Raw genomic sequence first — 17,376 nt, forward strand, 5'->3', positions numbered from 1 at the left:
CTCTACCTTTGCGCCGATCCTCTAGCGCAGGTGAGCGTCTCAGTCACGGGTCTCGTCGGGGTCGACACCCCAGATTTCGGTTTTCGGCAGCCAGCCATCCGCGCCCGAGCCCTCGATTTCGCACCAATCGTGGGTACAGGCGCCGAGGCCCGCGATCGCGCCGGCCTGCGCCTTGGCGGTGACTGCGGATTTCGGGTCGGGGCGGGCGTGGAGCGACACCATGTCCTGCATGACGATCACGTTGCGCACGCCCGAGATCAGCGTGTAGTGAATCCAGCCGCCCTGACCTTCGTTATCCTCGACGCGCCGCCAATGGCCAAATTCGGCGGTGACTTTCAACGGCATGCCGGGGTGGGTGAAGACCCAGTCGATCCGGTGCGACAGCGACGGGCCGCGGCGCACATTGCCCTTGGAGCCTTTGAGCGAGACATAGCGCGGGATCGGCAGATGAGTGACCGGGCCGCGGCGCTGGGGCTTCGACAGTTGCACGTCGGGACCGTCGGTCGCGGGCTTCGCTACAGGTTTCGCTTGGGGCTTGTTGGTCTGCGCGGATGGCGCAGGCTGGGAAGCGTCGGGTTTCGACTGCGCGCCCGAGGCATTGCCCGACACGCTCCAGATTGCGCCTACCAGAATCGCAATTGAGGATACCGCCGCGAGGATTTTGCTGCCCGTCATCGTCCGCCTCATATCCCGGCCCGCCCGCTGGCTGATCCGCGGGTCTGCAACATCCGACGCGCAATAAAATTGCGCTCCCATGTCGATTTCGGCCATTACTGCTCTTGCCGGGCCTTGTGCCTGCCCGCGTTGAGGGGCAGTTTGCATCCAACCGCCCCGCGATGGAAGAGAGGAGAGGACCGAGATGCCTGCACCGCGCCTGAGTGTTGTCGTGACGCGACGCCTGCCCGAGGTCGTCGAGACCCGGATGAAGGAATTGTTCGAGGTCGAGCTCAATCACGACGATCGCAAGATGAGCCGGGAGGAACTGGTCGAAGCGATGAAACGCGCCGACGTTCTCGTGCCTTGCGTGACCGACCGGATCGACGCGTCGATGATCTCGCAGGCCGGCGAGCGTCTGAAATTGATTGCGAATTACGGTGCCGGGGTCGATCATATCGACGTCTCCTCGGCGCGTCAGCGTGGGGTGCTGGTGTCGAATACGCCGGGCGTCGTCACCGATGACACGGCCGATATGACCATCGCGCTGATGCTGGCGGTGACGCGGCGCATTCCCGAGGGGCTCGCGCATATGCAGGCGGGCAATTGGGAAGGCTGGGCGCCCACCGCCTTCATGGGCCATCGCATCGGCGGCAAGCGGCTGGGCATTCTCGGCATGGGCCGGATCGGTCAGGCGGTGGCGCGGCGCGCCAAGGCCTTCGGGATGCAGATCCACTATCACAACCGGACCAAGGTTCATCCCGATATCGAGGCGGAGCTGGAAGCGACCTACTGGGACAGCCTCGATCAGATGGTGAGCCGGATGGACGTGATCTCGGTGAACTGCCCGCATACGCCCTCGACCTTCCACCTGCTCAACGCGCGGCGGTTGAAGATGCTCAAGCCCGAGGCGGTGATCGTGAATACCTCGCGGGGCGAGGTGATCGACGAGAACGCGCTGACCCGGGCGTTGCGCGCGGGCGAGCTGGCCGGGGCCGGGCTCGACGTGTTCGAGCACGGCGCCGAGGTCAATCCGCGGCTGCGCGAGCTGTCGAACGTGGTGCTGCTGCCGCATATGGGCTCGGCCACCGTCGAGGGGCGCGTGGAGATGGGCGAGAAGGTTCTGGTCAACATCAAGACCTTCGCCGACGGGCACCGCCCGCCGGATCTGGTCGTGCCGTCGATGACCTGATCCGCGCGAAACTGTTTTGAGGCCCCGGTGAGATCCGGGGCCTTTTCATTTGGGCTTCGGTTGTGTCGGTCCAGAGATGACGAAAGGCCCCGGGAAATTCCCGGGGCCTTCGCTGGGAGCAGGGGCTGCCCCCGGCTCTCCGTCACATCATCCGAAGATTACTTCGCTTCGTATTTCGGAAGCTTCTTCAGTTGCTCTTCGGTCAGACCGGTATGCACGGTGATCGAGGTGTCGTTCTGCAGAACCGTCAGCTCGCTCGCCTTGATTTCGACCGGCTTGGCGCCAATGCCGAGGAAGCCACCCACGTCGATCACGACGCCCGAGACTTTACCGTCGTTGCCCTGAACCAGCTCGGACACGTCGCCGACCTTGTCGTCGTTCGGGCCATAGACGCCTTCACCACGCAGCGTGTCGGGAGCGACCGAAGCGATATCGACCTTCTGGCCGTCTTCCTGGTCAGCTTGACCCATGGTGCCCACGGCAGCGGCAGTGCTGTCGACAGCGTCGTCGATCGCGTTGCCGGTTTCATTCGCGGCTTCCTTGGTCGCTTCGCCAGCGTTGTCAGCCGCGTTTTCAACGGCCTGGCCAGTCGCGTTTGCAGCTTCCTTGGTGTTCTGAGCGGCGTCTTTCGCCATCTCTTCGGTCTTGTCGCCAGCGTTGTTCATCGCCTGCTCGGTTTCCTGCGCGGCGTTCTGAGCGGCGTCGGCAGTGTTCTCGGCGGCGTTGTCCATCGCTTCGCCTGCGTTGTCGGCAGCCTGAGCGGTCTTGTCGGCAGCTTCGTTCGCAGCGGCGCCTGCAGCAGCGGCAGCGGCTTCGGCGTTATCGCCAGCCTCATCCATCTTCTGCGACGCGTCGGCGTTCTGCATATCTTCGCCGTTGCCGTTCATGTCGCCATTGGCGTCCGCGCTGAACGCGGTCTGCATTTCGGCGTCATATTTCGGCGCTTGGTCCAGCTGGTCCTTGCTGCCCTGAGCGACGACGAAATAGGAATTGTCGGTGTCGCCATCGGGGATCAGGTTGAGCGAATCCATCGAGATCGCGACGGTTTTCTCGCCAATGCCGAGGAAACCACCCACGTCGACGAGGACGGCATCGACTTCGCCATTGGTGCCGATCACGACGTCGCTGACTTCGCCAACGTCATCCCAGCTGTCCTGCGCTTCGTTGATCGCGGTCTTCGCGTCGACCTTGTCCTTCGAGATGTAGACGCGCTTGCCCATGAGGCCCGAGGCGTTGAAGGAATCCGGAATCGACTTCATGAACATGTCGCCCGACATGTTGGCCGAAGCGTTCGCGTTGGCTTCAGCCGTCGCGTTTGCATTTGCTTTGTCTTCGGCATGTGCGGGCAGGGCAAGCATCAGGCCGATGGCGGTAGTGGTGATGAGCTTTTTCATATCTCGTCTCCCTTTCGTTTTAAGTGAGGCGCGTCGGTCCCGGTTTCCGGTTTCCCCGGCCTCTGATGGTCTGAGAACTGGTGAAACGGCGCACAGTTCCTGTGCAAATAGGGGAAAAATTTTTACAAATCGTGGGAACCAAACACGGATTCGCGACTCGCCTCACGGAAGCGTCATCACCGGGTTTGCGCGCATCCAATGGGGCTTGAGCTTTCATAAACGGGCCCCACCGAGCAGGCGCCGCGCCCCCGAAGCGCCGCGCGTGCGCTTTTGTCGTTTTTGTCGCGCGAATGTCGCCCGGATCGGATTGCGTTTGCGAATATGAGGGTCAATCTGCCCCTACGTCCGTATCGGCAAGGAGGCCCCGCGATGAAATCCCATGTGAAAGCTTTGGTCGTCGGTGGCGGCGCAGTCGGGTGCGGTGTCGCCTACCATCTTGCCAAGGCAGGCTGGGACACGCTGCTCATCGAGCGCGACGAGCTGACCTCGGGCTCGACCTGGCACGCGGCGGGTCTGCTGCCGCTCTTCAACATGAGCTACGCGACGACCCACATCCATAAATACTCGGTCGATTTCTACAAGACGCTGGAAGCCGAGACCGGGCTGAACGCGGGCTTCGCGATCGTGGGCAACCTGCGCATGGCGCAGACGCAAGAGCGGATGGACGAATACAAGCTTTATTCCTCCGTCGCCGAGACCGCGGATGTCTATCACGAGTTCCTGACGCCCGCGCAGATGAAGGAGCGCTGGCCGCTCCTGAACACCGAAGACCTCAAAGGCGCGCTGTTCCACCCGCAGGACGGCTATATCAACCCCGCCGACGTGACGCAGGCGATGGCCAAGGGCGCGCGTCAGCACGGCGCCGAGATCGCGCGCAAGCTGCAGGTCAACGCCTATCGCTGGACCGGCTCGGAATGGGTCGTGACGCTTGAGAAGATGGTCGAGAAGGGCGGCAACCTCGTCGGCTCCGGCGAAGAGATCGAAATCCGCGCCGAACACGTCGTGACCTGCACCGGCAACCACGCGCAGCGCACCGCGCGCCTGCTGGGCATCAAGATTCCCGCGATCCCGGTCGAACACCAGTTCATCGTCACCGACGCCGACCCGGCGCTGGTCAAATGGCGCGCCGAGGGTAACCCCGAGCACCCGGTGCTGCGCGATGCCGATGCGAAATGGTATGTCCGCGAGGAACGCGGCGGCTGGATCCTCGGCCCCTACGAGCGCAACGCGCCCGCGCGCTTCCTCTATGATGTGCCGGAGACCTTCCGCGCCGATCTGTTCCAACTCGATCTGGAGCGCATCGAAGAAGAATACATGTCGATGATCCATCGTCTGCCGACCTCCGAGGAAGTCGGCCTGAAGGACGATTTCAACGGCCCGATCTGCTACACCCCCGACGGCAACCCGCTGGTCGGCCCCGCGCCGGGCCTGCGCAACATGTGGCTGGCGGAAGGTTTCTCCTTCGGCATCACCGCTGCGGGCGGCACCGGCTATTACCTCGCGCAGATGATGGTCGAAGGCGAGGCCGAGATCGACATGGCGAGCCTCGATCCCAAGCGTTACGGCAGCTGGATGACCACCGAATACGCGGCGCGCAAGAACGAAGAGGCCTACGAGCACGTCTTCATCCTGCACCACCCCGATGAAGAGCGCGAAGCCTGCCGTCCGCTGCGAACCGCTCCCGCCTATGACCGCCAGATCGCGGCGGGCGCGCAGATGGGCCAGACCAACGGCTGGGAACGCCCGAACTATTACGGCCCCAAGGATGCGCCCTCGAGCTTCGACCATGACAGCCGCTCGTTCCGTCGCGGAGAATGGTGGCAATATGCCAAGGACGAGGCCGAGGCGCTGCGCGACACCGCCGGTCTGATCGACGCCTCCGCCTTCACCAAACACATGGTGCGCGGCCCCGGCGCGACGGCTTTCCTCGATGCCTTCACCTGCAACAAGCTGCCGAAGGTGGGACGGATCAACCTGACCTACGCGCTGACCGAAGCCGGCACGACCCGCACCGAATACACGATCGTGCGTCTGGCCGAGGACGAGTACTACCTGATCTCGGCGGGCGCCTGGACCGATTACGACGGCGACTTCCTGCGTAAATCGATCGAGGATTTCCGCGCGGCGGGCGGCGACTATGTCGATTGCCACGACGTGACCACCCAATGGGGCGTCTTCGCGCTGGCGGGCCCCAATGCGCGCAAGATTCTGCAGGAGGTGGTCAAGGACGCCTATCCGGAGACGGTTCTGTCGAACAAGCGCTTCCCGTGGCTCTCGATGCGCAATATCGAGTTGGGCATGTGCCCGGTCCGCGCCGTGCGCGTGGCCTATACGGGCGAGCTGGGCTGGGAACTGCATCACCCGGTCGAATTCGGCCGCTACCTCTGGGATCTGCTGGTCGAGGCGGGCGAGAAGCACGGGATGAAGCTGGTGGGTGCGCGCGCGCAGAACTGGCTGCGTCAGGAGAAGAGCTATCGCGCGTTCGGCAACGAGCTGGGCCGCGACGCGACCCCGCAGGAAGCCGGTCTCGACCGCTTCATCGACCTCGAGAAGGAGTTCACCGGCAAGCAGGCGATGCTCGACACCGGCATCCGCTCGAAATGCGTGACGCTTCTGATCGACGGGCCGGACGACGCTGACCCGTGGGGCAAGGAAGTCATCAAACAGGATGGCGAGAAGGTCGGGCGTCTGACCTCGGGCGGCTGGTCGGTGGCCTTCGGCAAGCAGATCGGGATGGGCTATGTGCGCCCCGATCTGGCTGAACCGGGCACCAAGCTTTCCGTGCGCATCCTCGGCGCCGATTATCCGGCGGAAGTGACCGAGGACAGCCCGCACGACCCGAGCAACGCGCGCATCCGCGTCGACGGCTGAGCCTGTCTAGCGATTGAGACCGGAGAAGGGGGGCGCTGCCCCCCTTTTCGCTGCGCGAATTCACCCCCCGGGATATTTGCACCAAGGCGAAGGGGAAAATACTGCTGTCTTCGGCTTGGTGAAAATATCCCGGGGGAGGCGCGAGTCTCGCGCCGGGGGCGGAGCCCCCTCAACTTTGGTCACATCACGCAGCGCCATCCCTTTGGCTTGACGCAGGTCAAGGATTTCGCCCGTGCCCCGTGTCACGCCGCGAGGGACGAAATGCGAAGGAGACCTGCGATGAGCTACAAGGCGAAAATCGACGAGATGCGCAACGAGCTACGCGTGATGAACAAGACGATCCCCGACGCTGTCGGCGGCTTTGGCGTGCTGTCGAAGGCCGTGAAGGAGAACGGGCCGCTCGATGTGAAGACCAAGGAATTCATCGCGCTCGGCGTGGCGGTCGTGCTGCGTTGCGAGCCCTGCATCATGTTCCATGTCGAGGCGCTGATGAAGGCGGGCGGCACGCGTGAGGAGCTGGGCGACGTGCTCGCCATGGCGATCCAGATGGGCGGTGGCCCGGGGGTGATGTATGCCGGTCACGCGCTGGCCTGCTGGGACGAGCTGGCCGCCGCGAAAGGCTGAACTGTCCCGCTCTGCGACATGTTGTCAGGCCCGCGCCGGAAAGGCGCGGGCCGTTTCGTTTCATTCACGACATATCTCATGAAGGACAGACAGATGAAACGCATCTCTTCTCTCGCCGCCCCGTTTGCCGCGGCACTGCTGCTCGGTGCGGCTCCGGGTTTCGCGCAAAGCGCCCCGGTGCCGGGGCAGGAATTTCTCCTGCAATGGGATCTCGATGGCGATGGCGGCGTCACGCTGGCGGAAGCCCGAGAGCGGCGCGGCGACATTTTCACGATGTTCGACGCGAACGAGGATGACACTTACTCCGTCGCGGAAATCGCGATGATCGACGAGCATAAGGAAATGGAGCGCGAGGCTGGCAAAGGTCCGGGGCATCAGATGCCCGAGGGCATGGGGCAGGGGCCCGGCAAGCGACAGGGTCAGGGCCGCAACGCGATGCGCGCGGGCCACGATATCCCGACCGCCGAGGGGCTGCGGGCCTTCGATGCGAATGGCGACGGGGTGATCTCGCGCGCGGAATTCGTGAGTGGCACCGATCAGTGGTTCGCGATGCGCGATCGCGACGGTGATGGCGTGCTGACCAAGGCCGATTTCGGCCCCCGGAGCTGACCCAAACGCTTTAGGCGAAGCCTCGCCGATGTCAAAAGACGCCCGCCTGTCAGCGATGACAGGCGGGCGTTTGCATGAGAGGCTGGGAAAAAATCACGGGGGAGTGAGCATGGGGATTTCGCGCAGGTTCTTCGTCTCGGGCGCAGCCTTGGCCTTGGCGGGTTGCGGCGGCGCGCCCAGCGGCAAGCAGGCCAAATTGATGCGTCCGGCGGTGCTGTCGGCCTCGAACTACCGGGCGAGCGGCATCCCCGCGCGCTTCGGCGATACCGATCCGCATGATTGGGAAGGTCTGGCGCCGGCGCGGCTGCCGGTCCACGGGATCGACGCGGCGCGCTATCAGGGTGAGATCGACTGGCGCCGGGCGCGCGCGGCGGGGGTGTCCTTCGCGTGGCTCAAGGCGACCGAGGGCGGCGATCACTCCGATCCGGGTTTCCACATCAACGCGACCCGCGCGCGGGCGGCGGGCGTGCCGGTCGGGGCCTATCACTTCTACTATTTCTGCCGCTCCCCCGAAGAGCAGGCCGATTGGTATATCCGCAACGTGCCGCGCCGCCGGGGCGATCTGCCGCCGGTGCTGGATATCGAGTGGAACCACACCTCGCGCACCTGCCAGCGTCGCCCCGCGGCCCATGTCACTCGCGCCGAGATGCACCGCTTCCTCGCGGCCCTGACGCGGCATTACGGCACGCGACCGGTGATCTACACGACGATCGATTTCTGGCGGGATAACGATCTGTCGCGCTTCTCCGGCTATGAGATGTGGCTGCGCTCGGTCACCGCGCACCCGATGGAGCGCTACCCCGGCGCCGATTGGAGCTTCTGGCAGTATAGCGGCACGGGTGTCGTGCCGGGCGTACCGGGGAACGTGGACATGAACGCCTTCGCGGGCTCTCCGGCCGCGTGGCAAAGCTGGCTCGCGCGGCGGGCGCAGCGGGCGTGAGCATAAAAAAAGGCGGCCCCGGAAGGCCGCCTTTCCCCTGCAAGCGCGTCGCGGTCAGAGACCGGGGATGACGCGGATCAGATCACGCTGCTTGAACGTGGTGCGCCGCTGCGGACCGAAGGCGAAGGTCGCACCGACCGAGACGTAGTTGCTCGACCCCAGTTCGTCGCCATCGGCATGGCCGAAATCGCCGCTCAGCGTCACGTTGCCGAGCTTGTAGTCGACGCCGATCTGCGTGCGGTTCGCGTCGAAGCTCTCGACGTCGATATGGTCATAGCCCGCAGTCACGCCGAACGCGTCGTTGACTGCATAGCGCCCCGACAGGCCGAACAGGTTGCCGCTGACGCCGTCTTCCTTGGCGTGCGAGACATAAGCTTCGCCGCCAAACTGGCCGTAGGAATGGCCCGCTTCGAGGCCATAGTAATCCATCCCTGCGCCTTCGGCGTGGTCGTGGCCCGCAAAGGCGCCGAAGGAGGTGGTCGGACCGGCGTGGTAGATCGCGTGAAGTGCGACGTTGTTGGCGTCGGTGTCGCTTGCGCCGAAACTCGCGAAAGCCAGATCGCCTTGCAGCGAGAATTGCCGGTTGAACCCGACTTCGAGCGAGCCGGTGGCCGAGGTCTTGTCGAGATCGCCGTCATCGGTGAATTGCGAAAAGCCGATGCCGACGGTGCCGCCGGTGATTTCAGCCGCGCTGGAGATTTGCGGGAGCGCCGCGAAAAGGACCGCGGCTGCGAAAACGCATTTGTTCATAACTTGCCTCATGAAATTGTTTTTAGGCTTTAGCCATGCGTGAGCCACCGAGGCGCGGCAAGATCACCCCCGGGTTGAAAAAAGAAACTCGCGGAAACCGTGTTCCGCGAGTCACATCATTTCTCTAATTGTGTCCGTAGCTTATTGCAGCGAACGCACGCTCACTTCGCCCTCTTTGCGGCTCTTGATCGCCGAGACGGCGGCGATGGAGGCGGCGGCGGTGGTGAAGTAGGGGATCTTGTCATAGAGCGCGACCGCGCGGATGTCGCGGCTGTCCGAGATCGCCTGACTGCCATCGGTGGTGTTGAAGACGAGGTCGATCTCGTCGTTCTTCAGCCGGTCGACGATATTCGGGCGGCCCTCATAGACCTTCAGAACCTTCTCGCTTTCCACGCCATGCTCGGCGAGCCATGCGGCGGTGCCGCCGGTCGCGACGATGGTGAAGCCCATCGAGACCAGCGAGGCGGCGGCTTCGGCCAGATCGTCGGTCTTATTGGAGTCCTTGATCGAGAAGAACACGCGGCCGCTTTCGGGCAGCACGGTGCCCGCGCCGAGCTGGGCTTTCCAGAAGGCCGAAGGGAAGTCGCGATCCCAGCCCATCACCTCGCCGGTCGAGCGCATTTCCGGGCCGAGCAGCGTGTCGACGCCCGGGAAACGGGCGAAGGGCAGCACGGCTTCCTTGACCGAGAACCACGGCGTTTGCGGATCGGCCAGCGTCAGCGGATCGGCGAAGGGCAGCGGCGTGTCGGGGCCGACGCCTTCGGGGTAGGGCGGGCGTGCCGGGAAGGCCGACAGCTTCTCGCCCGCCATCAGGCGCGCCGCGATTGACGCGATGGCCGAGTCGGTGGCTTTCGCGACGAAGGGCACGGTGCGCGAGGCGCGCGGGTTGACCTCGAGTACGTAGATATCGCCGTCCTTGATCGCGAATTGCACGTTCATCAGGCCGACCACGTTGAGGCCCTTGGCCATCTTCTCGGTCTGCACCTTCAGCTCGGCCACGATCTCAGGCGAAAGCGAGTAGGGCGGCAGCGAGCAGGCCGAGTCGCCCGAGTGGACGCCAGCTTCCTCGATATGCTGCATGATGCCCGCGACATGGACGCTTTCGCCGTCGCAGAGCGCATCCACGTCGACCTCGATCGCGCCGGCCAGATAGCTGTCGAGCAGCACCGGGTTGTCGCCCGAGACCACGACGGCCTCCTTGATGTAGCGCTTGAGGTGGTCGAGGTCGCGCACGATCTCCATCGCGCGGCCGCCCAGCACGTAGGAGGGGCGGATCACCAGCGGATAGCCGACGCGGCCCGCGATCTCGAAGGCCTGCTCGTCCGAGCTTGCGATGCCGTTGACGGGCTGCTTCAGGTCCAGACGGTTGAGCAAGTCCTGGAACCGCTCGCGATCTTCGGCGAGGTCGATCGCGTCGGGCGTGGTGCCGAGGATCGGGATGCCTTCGGCCTCCAGCGCGTTCGCGAGTTTCAACGGCGTCTGGCCGCCGAACTGGACGATCACGCCGTGCAGCGTGCCGTTATCCTGCTCGACCCGCAGGATTTCGAGCACATGTTCCAGCGTGAGCGGCTCGAAATACAGGCGATCCGAGGTGTCGTAGTCAGTCGACACGGTCTCGGGGTTACAGTTGACCATGATGGTCTCGTAACCCGCATCGGTCAGCGCGAAACAGGCGTGGCAGCAGCAATAGTCGAACTCGATCCCCTGGCCGATCCGGTTCGGACCGCCGCCGAGGATGACGACTTTCTTGTTGTCGGATGGCCGTGCCTCGCATTCGACCTCGCCCATCGCGGGGGCTTCATAGGTCGAGTACATGTAGGGCGTCTGCGCCTCGAATTCGGCAGCGCAGGTGTCTATGCGCTTGAAAACCGCGGTGACGCCGAGGTTGCGGCGGGCGCGGCGGACTTGCGCTTCGTCGCGGCCGGTCAGCGTGGCAAGACGTGCATCCGAGAAGCCCATCATCTTGAGATTGCGCAGGCCCTTCTCGTCGAGCGGCAGGCCCTTCTTGCGGATCTCGTTCTCGGCTTCGACGATTTCGCGGATCCGGGCGAGGAACCACGGATCGAACGAGGTCGCGTGCTGGATCTCGTCATTGGTCAGCCCGTGGCGCATCGCCTGTGCGATGAGGCGCATCCGGTCGGGCGTCTGCTGCGAGATCGCCTTGATGACGGCGGCCTTCTCGGGCGCGCCTTCGATCTCGATCTCGTCGAAGCCGCTCAGGCCGGTCTCCATCGAGGCCAGCGCTTTCTGCACGGATTCGTGGAAGGTCCGGCCGATCGCCATTGCCTCGCCCACCGATTTCATCGCGGTGGTCAGTTCGGGCTTGGAGCCTGCGAATTTCTCGAAGGCGAAGCGCGGGATCTTGGTGACGACATAGTCGATGGTCGGCTCGAACGAGGCGGGCGTGACCTTGGTGATGTCGTTGTCGAGTTCGTCCAGCGTGTAGCCAACGGCCAGCTTCGCGGCGATCTTGGCGATCGGGAAGCCGGTGGCCTTGGAAGCCAGCGCCGAGGAGCGCGACACGCGCGGGTTCATCTCGATCACGACCATGCGGCCGTCTTCGGGGTTGATCGCCCATTGCACGTTCGAGCCGCCGGTCTCGACGCCGATCTCGCGCAGCACGGCGATCGAGCCGTTGCGCATGATCTGGTATTCCTTGTCGGTCAGCGTCAGCGCGGGCGCCACGGTGATCGAGTCGCCGGTATGGACGCCCATCGGATCGACGTTCTCGATGGCGCAGACGATGATGGCGTTGTCGGCCTTGTCGCGCACGACCTCCATCTCGAATTCTTTCCAGCCCAGCAGCGACTCGTCGACGAGGATCTGGCTCATCGGGGAGGCGTCGAGGCCCGAGCGGCAGATGCGCTCGTAATCTTCGCGGTTATAGGCGACGCCGCCGCCGGTGCCGCCCAGCGTGAAGGCGGGGCGGATGATCGCGGGCAGACCGATATGTTCGAGTTCGAGCAGCGCCTGACGCACGCCTTCATTGACGTCATAGGTGCCGTTCTCGCGCTTGGGCGAGGACACGATGGTCGCTTTCGGGTTCTCGAGGCCGATCCGGTCCATCGCCTCGCGGAAGAGCTTCCGGTCTTCGGCCATCTCGATCGCGTCGCGGTTCGCACCGATCAGCTCGACGCCGAATTTCTCCAGCACGCCCATATCGGCCAGCGCCAGCGCGGTGTTCAGGCCGGTCTGGCCGCCCATCGTCGGCAGCACCGCGTCGGGGCGCTCGGCCTCGATGATCTTGGCGACGACTTCCGGGGTGATCGGTTCGATATAGGTGGCGTCGGCGAGCCCCGGATCGGTCATGATCGTCGCAGGGTTCGAGTTGACGAGGATGACGCGGTAGCCTTCTTCGCGAAGGGCTTTGCAGGCCTGGGCGCCCGAGTAGTCGAACTCGCAGGCTTGCCCGATCACAATGGGCCCGGCGCCGATGATGAGGATTGACGTGATGTCTGTTCTCTTCGGCATGGGAATCCCCTCTGGTCACTGCGCAAATTGAGGCGCTTTATACGCAAAGGGTCAGGCGTCGCAAGAGGGTCAGGACGCGATAGCCGGGTTGCAGGGTGACGCGAGGGCGTGCGCCCAAGTCTGTCAGGCCGCGCGCCGGGAGGAGCGCAGCCTGATTTCAGCCCGGTCAGGGAGGGGGCGACTTACTCGGCGGCCAGCCGATGTTCCTGTTCGTCTTCGTCGCGATAGAGGTAGTCGCGTGTCAGCGGCACGTCGCCCACCTCATGGGCCAGCTGATACTGGAACACGACTTGCCCGCCATGGCGGAAGGCCATCTCGGATGCCACGAGATAGAAGCGCCACATCCGGCAGAACCGCTCGTCATAAAGTGCGACGGCCTTGTCGATATTCGCTTCGAACCGATCGCACCAATGGCGCAGGGTTTCCGCGTAATGCAGCCGCCAGACCTCGAGGTCGGTGGTAATGAGGCCTTCATGCTCGACCGCATTCGACGCTTCCGACATGGCCGGGCAATAGCCGCCGGGGAAGATGTATTTCGTGATGAAATCGGCGGTCGCGCCACCGGGGCCCGAGCGTCCGATGAAATGGATCAGCGAGACGCCGCCCGGTTTGAGTAGCTCGCGCACCTTCGAGAAATACTCGCGGTAATGCGGCACGCCGACATGTTCGAACATGCCGACCGAGACGATCCGGTCGAACTTGTCGGTCACATCGCGGTAATCGGTCAGGCGGATGTCGATCTTGTCTTCGAGGCCGGCCTCTTTGACCCGTTTGCGGGCCAGCGCGTGCTGTTCGGTGGACAGCGTCACGCCGACGACATTCGCGCCGAAATCGCGTGCCAGCGTCAGCGCCATGCCGCCCCAGCCGCAGCCGATATCGAGAACGGTCATGCCCGGCTCGATCAACAGCTTCTTGGCGATATGGTGTTTCTTCGCCTCCTGCGCTTCTTCCAGCGTCATGTCGGGGCGCTCGAAATAGGCGCAGCTATATTGCCGGTCCTCATCGAGGAAGAGGTCATAAAGCTCGCCCGACAGGTCATAGTGATGCGCCACATTGGTGCGCGCCTTGTTGACCGGGTTGAACTGCGCGAAGCGGCGTCCGAAGAAGCGGCTCGCCTCGCGCGGTTTCTCGAACCACGGCATGCCGGATCCGGTCTGGTTGCGGATCGCAAGCGCGAGGAAGCCACGCAGATCGTCATTCGCGATCGTGTAGTCGCCGTTCATATATCCTTCGCCAACCCCGAGATCGGGGCGCAGCACGATCCTGCGCGTCACGTCGGGGTTTTCGATGGTCACGCGGACCGGGTCTCCGGTGCCGTCGCCATAGCGTCTGAGCGTCTCGTCCGAATAGACGAGTTCAAGCGTGCCCCTGCGGATCAGGTGGCGCAACATTCGGTCGAGAAGCGAGTCCCAAGCTCTCATATGGTCTCTCCGGATCATGCCGGGGCTTGGCAGGCTCCAGCGTTAGCCTTCATGACGGCAACCTTTGTGAAATTACCAAAGTTCCCGTTGTCTCTGAAGTTAACCGAAAATTTACCTTTTTTCGAGCCACGCGCGCGTGAACTGCTCGAGACGGGCCTGTGTGCCTCCGCACAGCTTGACTTTTGCGCGCTCAACGGGTGTATCGGCGCGACTATACGCAATTCTCGATCCGGGGAGCCTCCCATGCATGCCTTTCGCAGCCATACCTGCGCAGATCTGAGCGCCGCCAACGCCGGTGAGACCGTCCGCCTCGCGGGCTGGGTCCATCGCGTGCGCGATCACGGGGGGGTGCTCTTCATCGATCTTCGCGATCATTACGGTATGACGCAGGTGCTCTGTGACGGCGACAGCCCCGCCTTCAAGACGATGGAAAAAACGCGCTCGGAATGGGTGATCCGCATCGACGGCACCGTGAAGCTGCGCGACGAGAGCCTGATCAACCCGAAGATTCCGACCGGCGAGATCGAGGTCTATGTCCGCGACATCGAAATTCTGGGCGAGTCCGAGGAACTGCCGCTGCCGGTTTTCGGCGAGCTGGAATATCCCGAAGAAACGCGTCTGTCCTATCGCTTCCTCGACCTGCGTCGCGAGAGCCTACATGACAAGATGATCCTGCGCTCCAACGTCGTGAAATCCATGCGTAAACGCATGTGGGACGCCGATTTCAACGAGTTCCAGACGCCGATCATCACCGCGTCGTCGCCCGAAGGCGCGCGCGACTTCCTCGTGCCGTCGCGTCTGCATCCGGGCAAGTTCTACGCACTGCCGCAGGCGCCGCAGCAGTTCAAGCAGCTGATTATGGTCGGCGGCTTCGACAAGTATTTCCAGATCGCGCCGTGCTTCCGTGACGAAGATCCGCGCGCCGACCGCTCGCCCACCGACTTCTACCAGCTGGACGTCGAGATGAGCTTCGTCGAGCAGGAAGACATCTTCAACGTGATGCAGCCGGTCATCCAGGGCGTGTTCGAGGAATTCGCCGATGGCCGTACGGTCGACTCGAACTGGCCGCGCATTCCCTATGCCGAGTCGATGCTGAAATACGGCTCCGACAAGCCCGACCTGCGCAACCCGATCGAGATGCAGGTGGTCTCCGATCACTTCCGCGACTCGGGCTTCGCGATTTTCGCGAAACTGCTCGAGCAGGACGACACCGAAATCCGCGCGATCCCGGCCCCCACGGGCGGCTCGCGCAAATTCTGCGACCGGATGAACAAGTTCGCGCAGGAGCAGGGCCTGCCGGGTATGGGCTACATCTTCTGGCGCAAGAGCGAGGATGGCTCGCTCGAAGGCGCCGGGCCGCTGGCCAAGAACATCGGCCCCGAGCGGACCGAGGCGGTTCGCGCGCAGCTGGGGCTGGGCGAGGGCGATGCGGCCTTCTTCCTCGGCGGCGCACCGTCGAGTTTTGAGGCCGTCGCAGGCCGTGCGCGCAACGTGATCGGCGAAGAGCTGGGCCTGACCGACAAGACCAAGTTCAAGTTCGCCTGGGTCGTCGACTTCCCGATGTACGAGGCTGATGACGAGGGCAAGATCGACTTCTCGCACAACCCGTTCTCGATGCCACAAGGCGGGATGGAGGCGCTGGAGGGTGACCCGCTGCAGGTCAAAGGCTACCAGTACGACCTCGCCTGCAACGGCTACGAGATCCTCTCGGGCGCGATCCGGAACCACAAGCTCGAGACCATGTACAAGGCGTTCGAGATCGCGGGCTATCCGGCCTCCGAAGTCGAGAAACGTTTCGGCGGCATGGTCAAGGCGTTCAAATACGGCGCCCCGCCGCACGGTGGTTGCGCCGCCGGCATCGACCGGATCGTGATGATCCTCGCCGATACCGCGAATATTCGTGAAGTCATCATGTTCCCGATGAACCAGCGCGCCGAAGACCTGATGATGGGCGCGCCGTCGGAGCCGATGAACGAACAGCTGCGCGAGTTGCGCCTGCGGGTCCTACCGCAAGAGGACTGATCCTCGCACGGTTACCCATTTAAAAGGCCCCGTTCCGGATGGAGCGGGGCCTTTTGTTTTTCGCGGCGGAGGAGCGCGCCAGCGCAAAAGGTGCAGAAGGATAAGGCGAAGGGGCTCTGGCCGAAGCCGAGCCACCCTGAGCCTAAAACCCCGATCAGTCTTCGAGACTGTCTTTCTTCTTCTCGTCGACCAGCTTCATTTCCTTCTTCTTACGCTCGAGGAATTTCTCGCCGTAATTCTCGATCTCGCTTTCGTCGATCACGTCCTTGGCGCGGCCGAAGATTTCGTCTTCTTCCTCGTCCATGTGGTGATTGTAGTCATGCTCGAGCTTGTGGAACTTATTCAGCCAACCGGGGCTCGCCATGTCCATCTCGTTGAGCTCTTCGAGCAGGTCGTCGAGTTCGGCATGTTCCTCGACCGAGTGCCGCGCCGAATCCTGACCCCAGGTCTTGGTCATCAACTTGGAATAGAAGGTCTCTTCCTCGGCGGCGGCGTGGGACTTGATGTCGTAATAGAACTCATTCCACGCCTGCGTGCGCTCTGCGCTGTCGCCGGACGTATCGGCGATCTTCTTCATCAGGGCGCGGTGATTGTCGTGATCTTGCTTGATGGCGTCGTAGATCGAGCTCATCGGGCTGTCCTCCGGTTGCGTTGACTTGTTTGAGCAACGCGAAGTCGATCAGGCAGTTCCCGGCTGCGTCAGAACGCCCCGGCCGCCGCGATCCGCGCATCTATGATCTGAGTGACCCGGGTCATATCCTCGCGCGAGGGACCGCCGGATCGTCTCAGGCGCTGCGCCGCATCTTCCAGCGCCGCATCATGGGCCGAGCACGCGATGCTATGAAGGAAATGCGCGGCATAGGGCAGGGCGCGCGTGTCGGCCCCCTTGGTGTCGCGCAGCAGTTCCGAGAGGTGCTGCAGGTCGTCGCGCAGCGCGAGCGGGTCCGGCGCGATCACAAGATCGGCAAGCGCGCGCAGGCCGAGCGGTCGCATCTCTTCGGGCAGGGTCGACAGGATCGCTTCTTGGAATACGGCGAGGCTTTCGATTGGCTTTTCCAGAAACCCGTCCGCGCCTGCCGCGAGGGCCGCGCTTTTCAGGTCGGGGTCGCCCGAGGTGCCAAGAATCACCGGATGCGGCCCGCGCGTCCCGCGTATCTCGGCGATCAGGTCGCTTCCCGAGCCATCGGGCAGGCCCATATCCACGATCACGATCGATGGCCGATAGGTCTTGAGATGCCGATCCGCCGAGGCGAGGCAATCGGCGCGCCGGATTCGCGCGCCCGAGCGCAGGCACAACAGCCGCACGGCTTCCGAGGCGAAGCGGCTGTCTTCCACCAGAAGCACCGTCAGCCCGGTCAGAGGGCGTTCGGGTGTTGGCATGCGGGTCAGGGTCGGGATCGTGTCGCTCATGTCATGGCCCCTTCGGCT

At 63.7% G+C, this 17,376-nt stretch carries 13 protein-coding genes; 6 read left to right on the forward strand and 7 right to left on the reverse strand.

Annotation, left to right across the window (positions count from 1 at the left end; translation table 11 throughout):
* Nucleotides 1-39: 39 nt before the first annotated feature.
* Complete coding sequence (locus F8R15_RS04150) at nucleotides 40-675, reverse strand: SH3 domain-containing protein (RefSeq protein WP_253732383.1); 636 nt, start codon at nucleotides 673-675, stop codon at nucleotides 40-42.
* Nucleotides 676-859: 184 nt separating this feature from the next.
* Between F8R15_RS04150 and F8R15_RS04155 the strand changes: the two genes are divergently transcribed.
* Complete coding sequence (locus tag F8R15_RS04155) at nucleotides 860-1,846, forward strand: D-glycerate dehydrogenase (RefSeq protein WP_078548458.1); 987 nt, start codon at nucleotides 860-862, stop codon at nucleotides 1,844-1,846.
* A 158-nt stretch (nucleotides 1,847-2,004) separates the two neighbouring features.
* On the opposite strand, the gene F8R15_RS04160 is transcribed toward F8R15_RS04155, so the two are convergent.
* Nucleotides 2,005-3,240 (reverse strand): PRC-barrel domain-containing protein, encoded by a 1,236-nt coding sequence (locus F8R15_RS04160; RefSeq protein WP_253732385.1) that lies wholly within the window; start codon nucleotides 3,238-3,240, stop codon nucleotides 2,005-2,007.
* A 369-nt stretch (nucleotides 3,241-3,609) separates the two neighbouring features.
* Between F8R15_RS04160 and F8R15_RS04165 the strand changes: the two genes are divergently transcribed.
* The 4 genes from F8R15_RS04165 to F8R15_RS04180 all read left to right on the forward strand — a co-directional run bounded on the left by F8R15_RS04165 (nucleotide 3,610) and on the right by F8R15_RS04180 (nucleotide 8,284).
* Nucleotides 3,610-6,111 carry an FAD-dependent oxidoreductase gene (locus F8R15_RS04165; protein ID WP_078600238.1) on the forward strand — a complete coding sequence of 834 codons (2,502 nt, stop codon included), beginning with the start codon at nucleotides 3,610-3,612 and terminating at the stop codon, nucleotides 6,109-6,111.
* A 279-nt stretch (nucleotides 6,112-6,390) separates the two neighbouring features.
* Nucleotides 6,391-6,735: a carboxymuconolactone decarboxylase family protein gene (locus F8R15_RS04170; protein WP_152843681.1), complete on the forward strand. Its 345-nt coding sequence runs from the start codon at nucleotides 6,391-6,393 to the stop codon at nucleotides 6,733-6,735.
* A gap of 93 nt (nucleotides 6,736-6,828) precedes the next feature.
* Nucleotides 6,829-7,344 (forward strand): EF-hand domain-containing protein, encoded by a 516-nt coding sequence (locus F8R15_RS04175; protein WP_172976159.1) that lies wholly within the window; start codon nucleotides 6,829-6,831, stop codon nucleotides 7,342-7,344.
* 109 nt (nucleotides 7,345-7,453) lie between these two features.
* Complete coding sequence (locus tag F8R15_RS04180; RefSeq protein WP_078520490.1) at nucleotides 7,454-8,284, forward strand: GH25 family lysozyme; 831 nt, start codon at nucleotides 7,454-7,456, stop codon at nucleotides 8,282-8,284.
* A 54-nt stretch (nucleotides 8,285-8,338) separates the two neighbouring features.
* On the opposite strand, the gene F8R15_RS04185 is transcribed toward F8R15_RS04180, so the two are convergent.
* The 3 genes from F8R15_RS04185 to F8R15_RS04195 form a co-directional block, all read right to left on the reverse strand.
* The gene (locus F8R15_RS04185; protein WP_172976160.1) at nucleotides 8,339-9,034 is read right to left on the reverse strand and encodes a porin; all 696 of its coding nucleotides are present in this window, start codon (nucleotides 9,032-9,034) and stop codon (nucleotides 8,339-8,341) included.
* 141 nt (nucleotides 9,035-9,175) lie between these two features.
* On the reverse strand, nucleotides 9,176-12,505 hold the full coding sequence (carB, locus tag F8R15_RS04190) for a carbamoyl-phosphate synthase large subunit (protein ID WP_152843684.1): 3,330 nt from the start codon (nucleotides 12,503-12,505) through the stop codon (nucleotides 9,176-9,178).
* A 182-nt stretch (nucleotides 12,506-12,687) separates the two neighbouring features.
* Nucleotides 12,688-13,926, reverse strand: a complete 1,239-nt coding sequence (locus F8R15_RS04195) for a cyclopropane-fatty-acyl-phospholipid synthase family protein (protein WP_078520487.1) — start codon at nucleotides 13,924-13,926, stop codon at nucleotides 12,688-12,690.
* 243 nt (nucleotides 13,927-14,169) lie between these two features.
* Between F8R15_RS04195 and aspS the strand changes: the two genes are divergently transcribed.
* Nucleotides 14,170-15,948: an aspartate--tRNA ligase gene (gene aspS, locus F8R15_RS04200; protein WP_152843685.1), complete on the forward strand. Its 1,779-nt coding sequence runs from the start codon at nucleotides 14,170-14,172 to the stop codon at nucleotides 15,946-15,948.
* 154 nt (nucleotides 15,949-16,102) lie between these two features.
* Here the strand turns inward: aspS and F8R15_RS04205 are convergent, their stop codons facing one another.
* On the reverse strand, nucleotides 16,103-16,579 hold the full coding sequence (locus tag F8R15_RS04205; protein ID WP_078520485.1) for a hemerythrin domain-containing protein: 477 nt from the start codon (nucleotides 16,577-16,579) through the stop codon (nucleotides 16,103-16,105).
* 68 nt (nucleotides 16,580-16,647) lie between these two features.
* Entirely contained in the window at nucleotides 16,648-17,358 is a 711-nt protein-coding gene (locus tag F8R15_RS04210; RefSeq protein ID WP_152843686.1) for a response regulator, read from the reverse strand.
* Nucleotides 17,359-17,376 lie beyond the last annotated feature (18 nt).

It is taken from the genome of Thioclava sp. JE_KL1 (assembly GCF_009296265.1).
Classification (GTDB): domain Bacteria; phylum Pseudomonadota; class Alphaproteobacteria; order Rhodobacterales; family Rhodobacteraceae; genus Thioclava.

Coding starts and splice junctions, on each gene's coding strand:
- F8R15_RS04150 (WP_253732383.1), bottom strand. CDS start 675: ATGACGGGCAGCAAAATCCTCGCGGCGGTATCCTCAATTGCGATTCTG.
- F8R15_RS04155 (WP_078548458.1), top strand. CDS start 860: ATGCCTGCACCGCGCCTGAGTGTTGTCGTGACGCGACGCCTGCCCGAG.
- F8R15_RS04160 (WP_253732385.1), bottom strand. CDS start 3,240: ATGAAAAAGCTCATCACCACTACCGCCATCGGCCTGATGCTTGCCCTG.
- F8R15_RS04165 (WP_078600238.1), top strand. CDS start 3,610: ATGAAATCCCATGTGAAAGCTTTGGTCGTCGGTGGCGGCGCAGTCGGG.
- F8R15_RS04170 (WP_152843681.1), top strand. CDS start 6,391: ATGAGCTACAAGGCGAAAATCGACGAGATGCGCAACGAGCTACGCGTG.
- F8R15_RS04175 (WP_172976159.1), top strand. CDS start 6,829: ATGAAACGCATCTCTTCTCTCGCCGCCCCGTTTGCCGCGGCACTGCTG.
- F8R15_RS04180 (WP_078520490.1), top strand. CDS start 7,454: ATGGGGATTTCGCGCAGGTTCTTCGTCTCGGGCGCAGCCTTGGCCTTG.
- F8R15_RS04185 (WP_172976160.1), bottom strand. CDS start 9,034: ATGAACAAATGCGTTTTCGCAGCCGCGGTCCTTTTCGCGGCGCTCCCG.
- carB (WP_152843684.1), bottom strand. CDS start 12,505: ATGCCGAAGAGAACAGACATCACGTCAATCCTCATCATCGGCGCCGGG.
- F8R15_RS04195 (WP_078520487.1), bottom strand. CDS start 13,926: ATGAGAGCTTGGGACTCGCTTCTCGACCGAATGTTGCGCCACCTGATC.
- aspS (WP_152843685.1), top strand. CDS start 14,170: ATGCATGCCTTTCGCAGCCATACCTGCGCAGATCTGAGCGCCGCCAAC.
- F8R15_RS04205 (WP_078520485.1), bottom strand. CDS start 16,579: ATGAGCTCGATCTACGACGCCATCAAGCAAGATCACGACAATCACCGC.
- F8R15_RS04210 (WP_152843686.1), bottom strand. CDS start 17,358: ATGAGCGACACGATCCCGACCCTGACCCGCATGCCAACACCCGAACGC.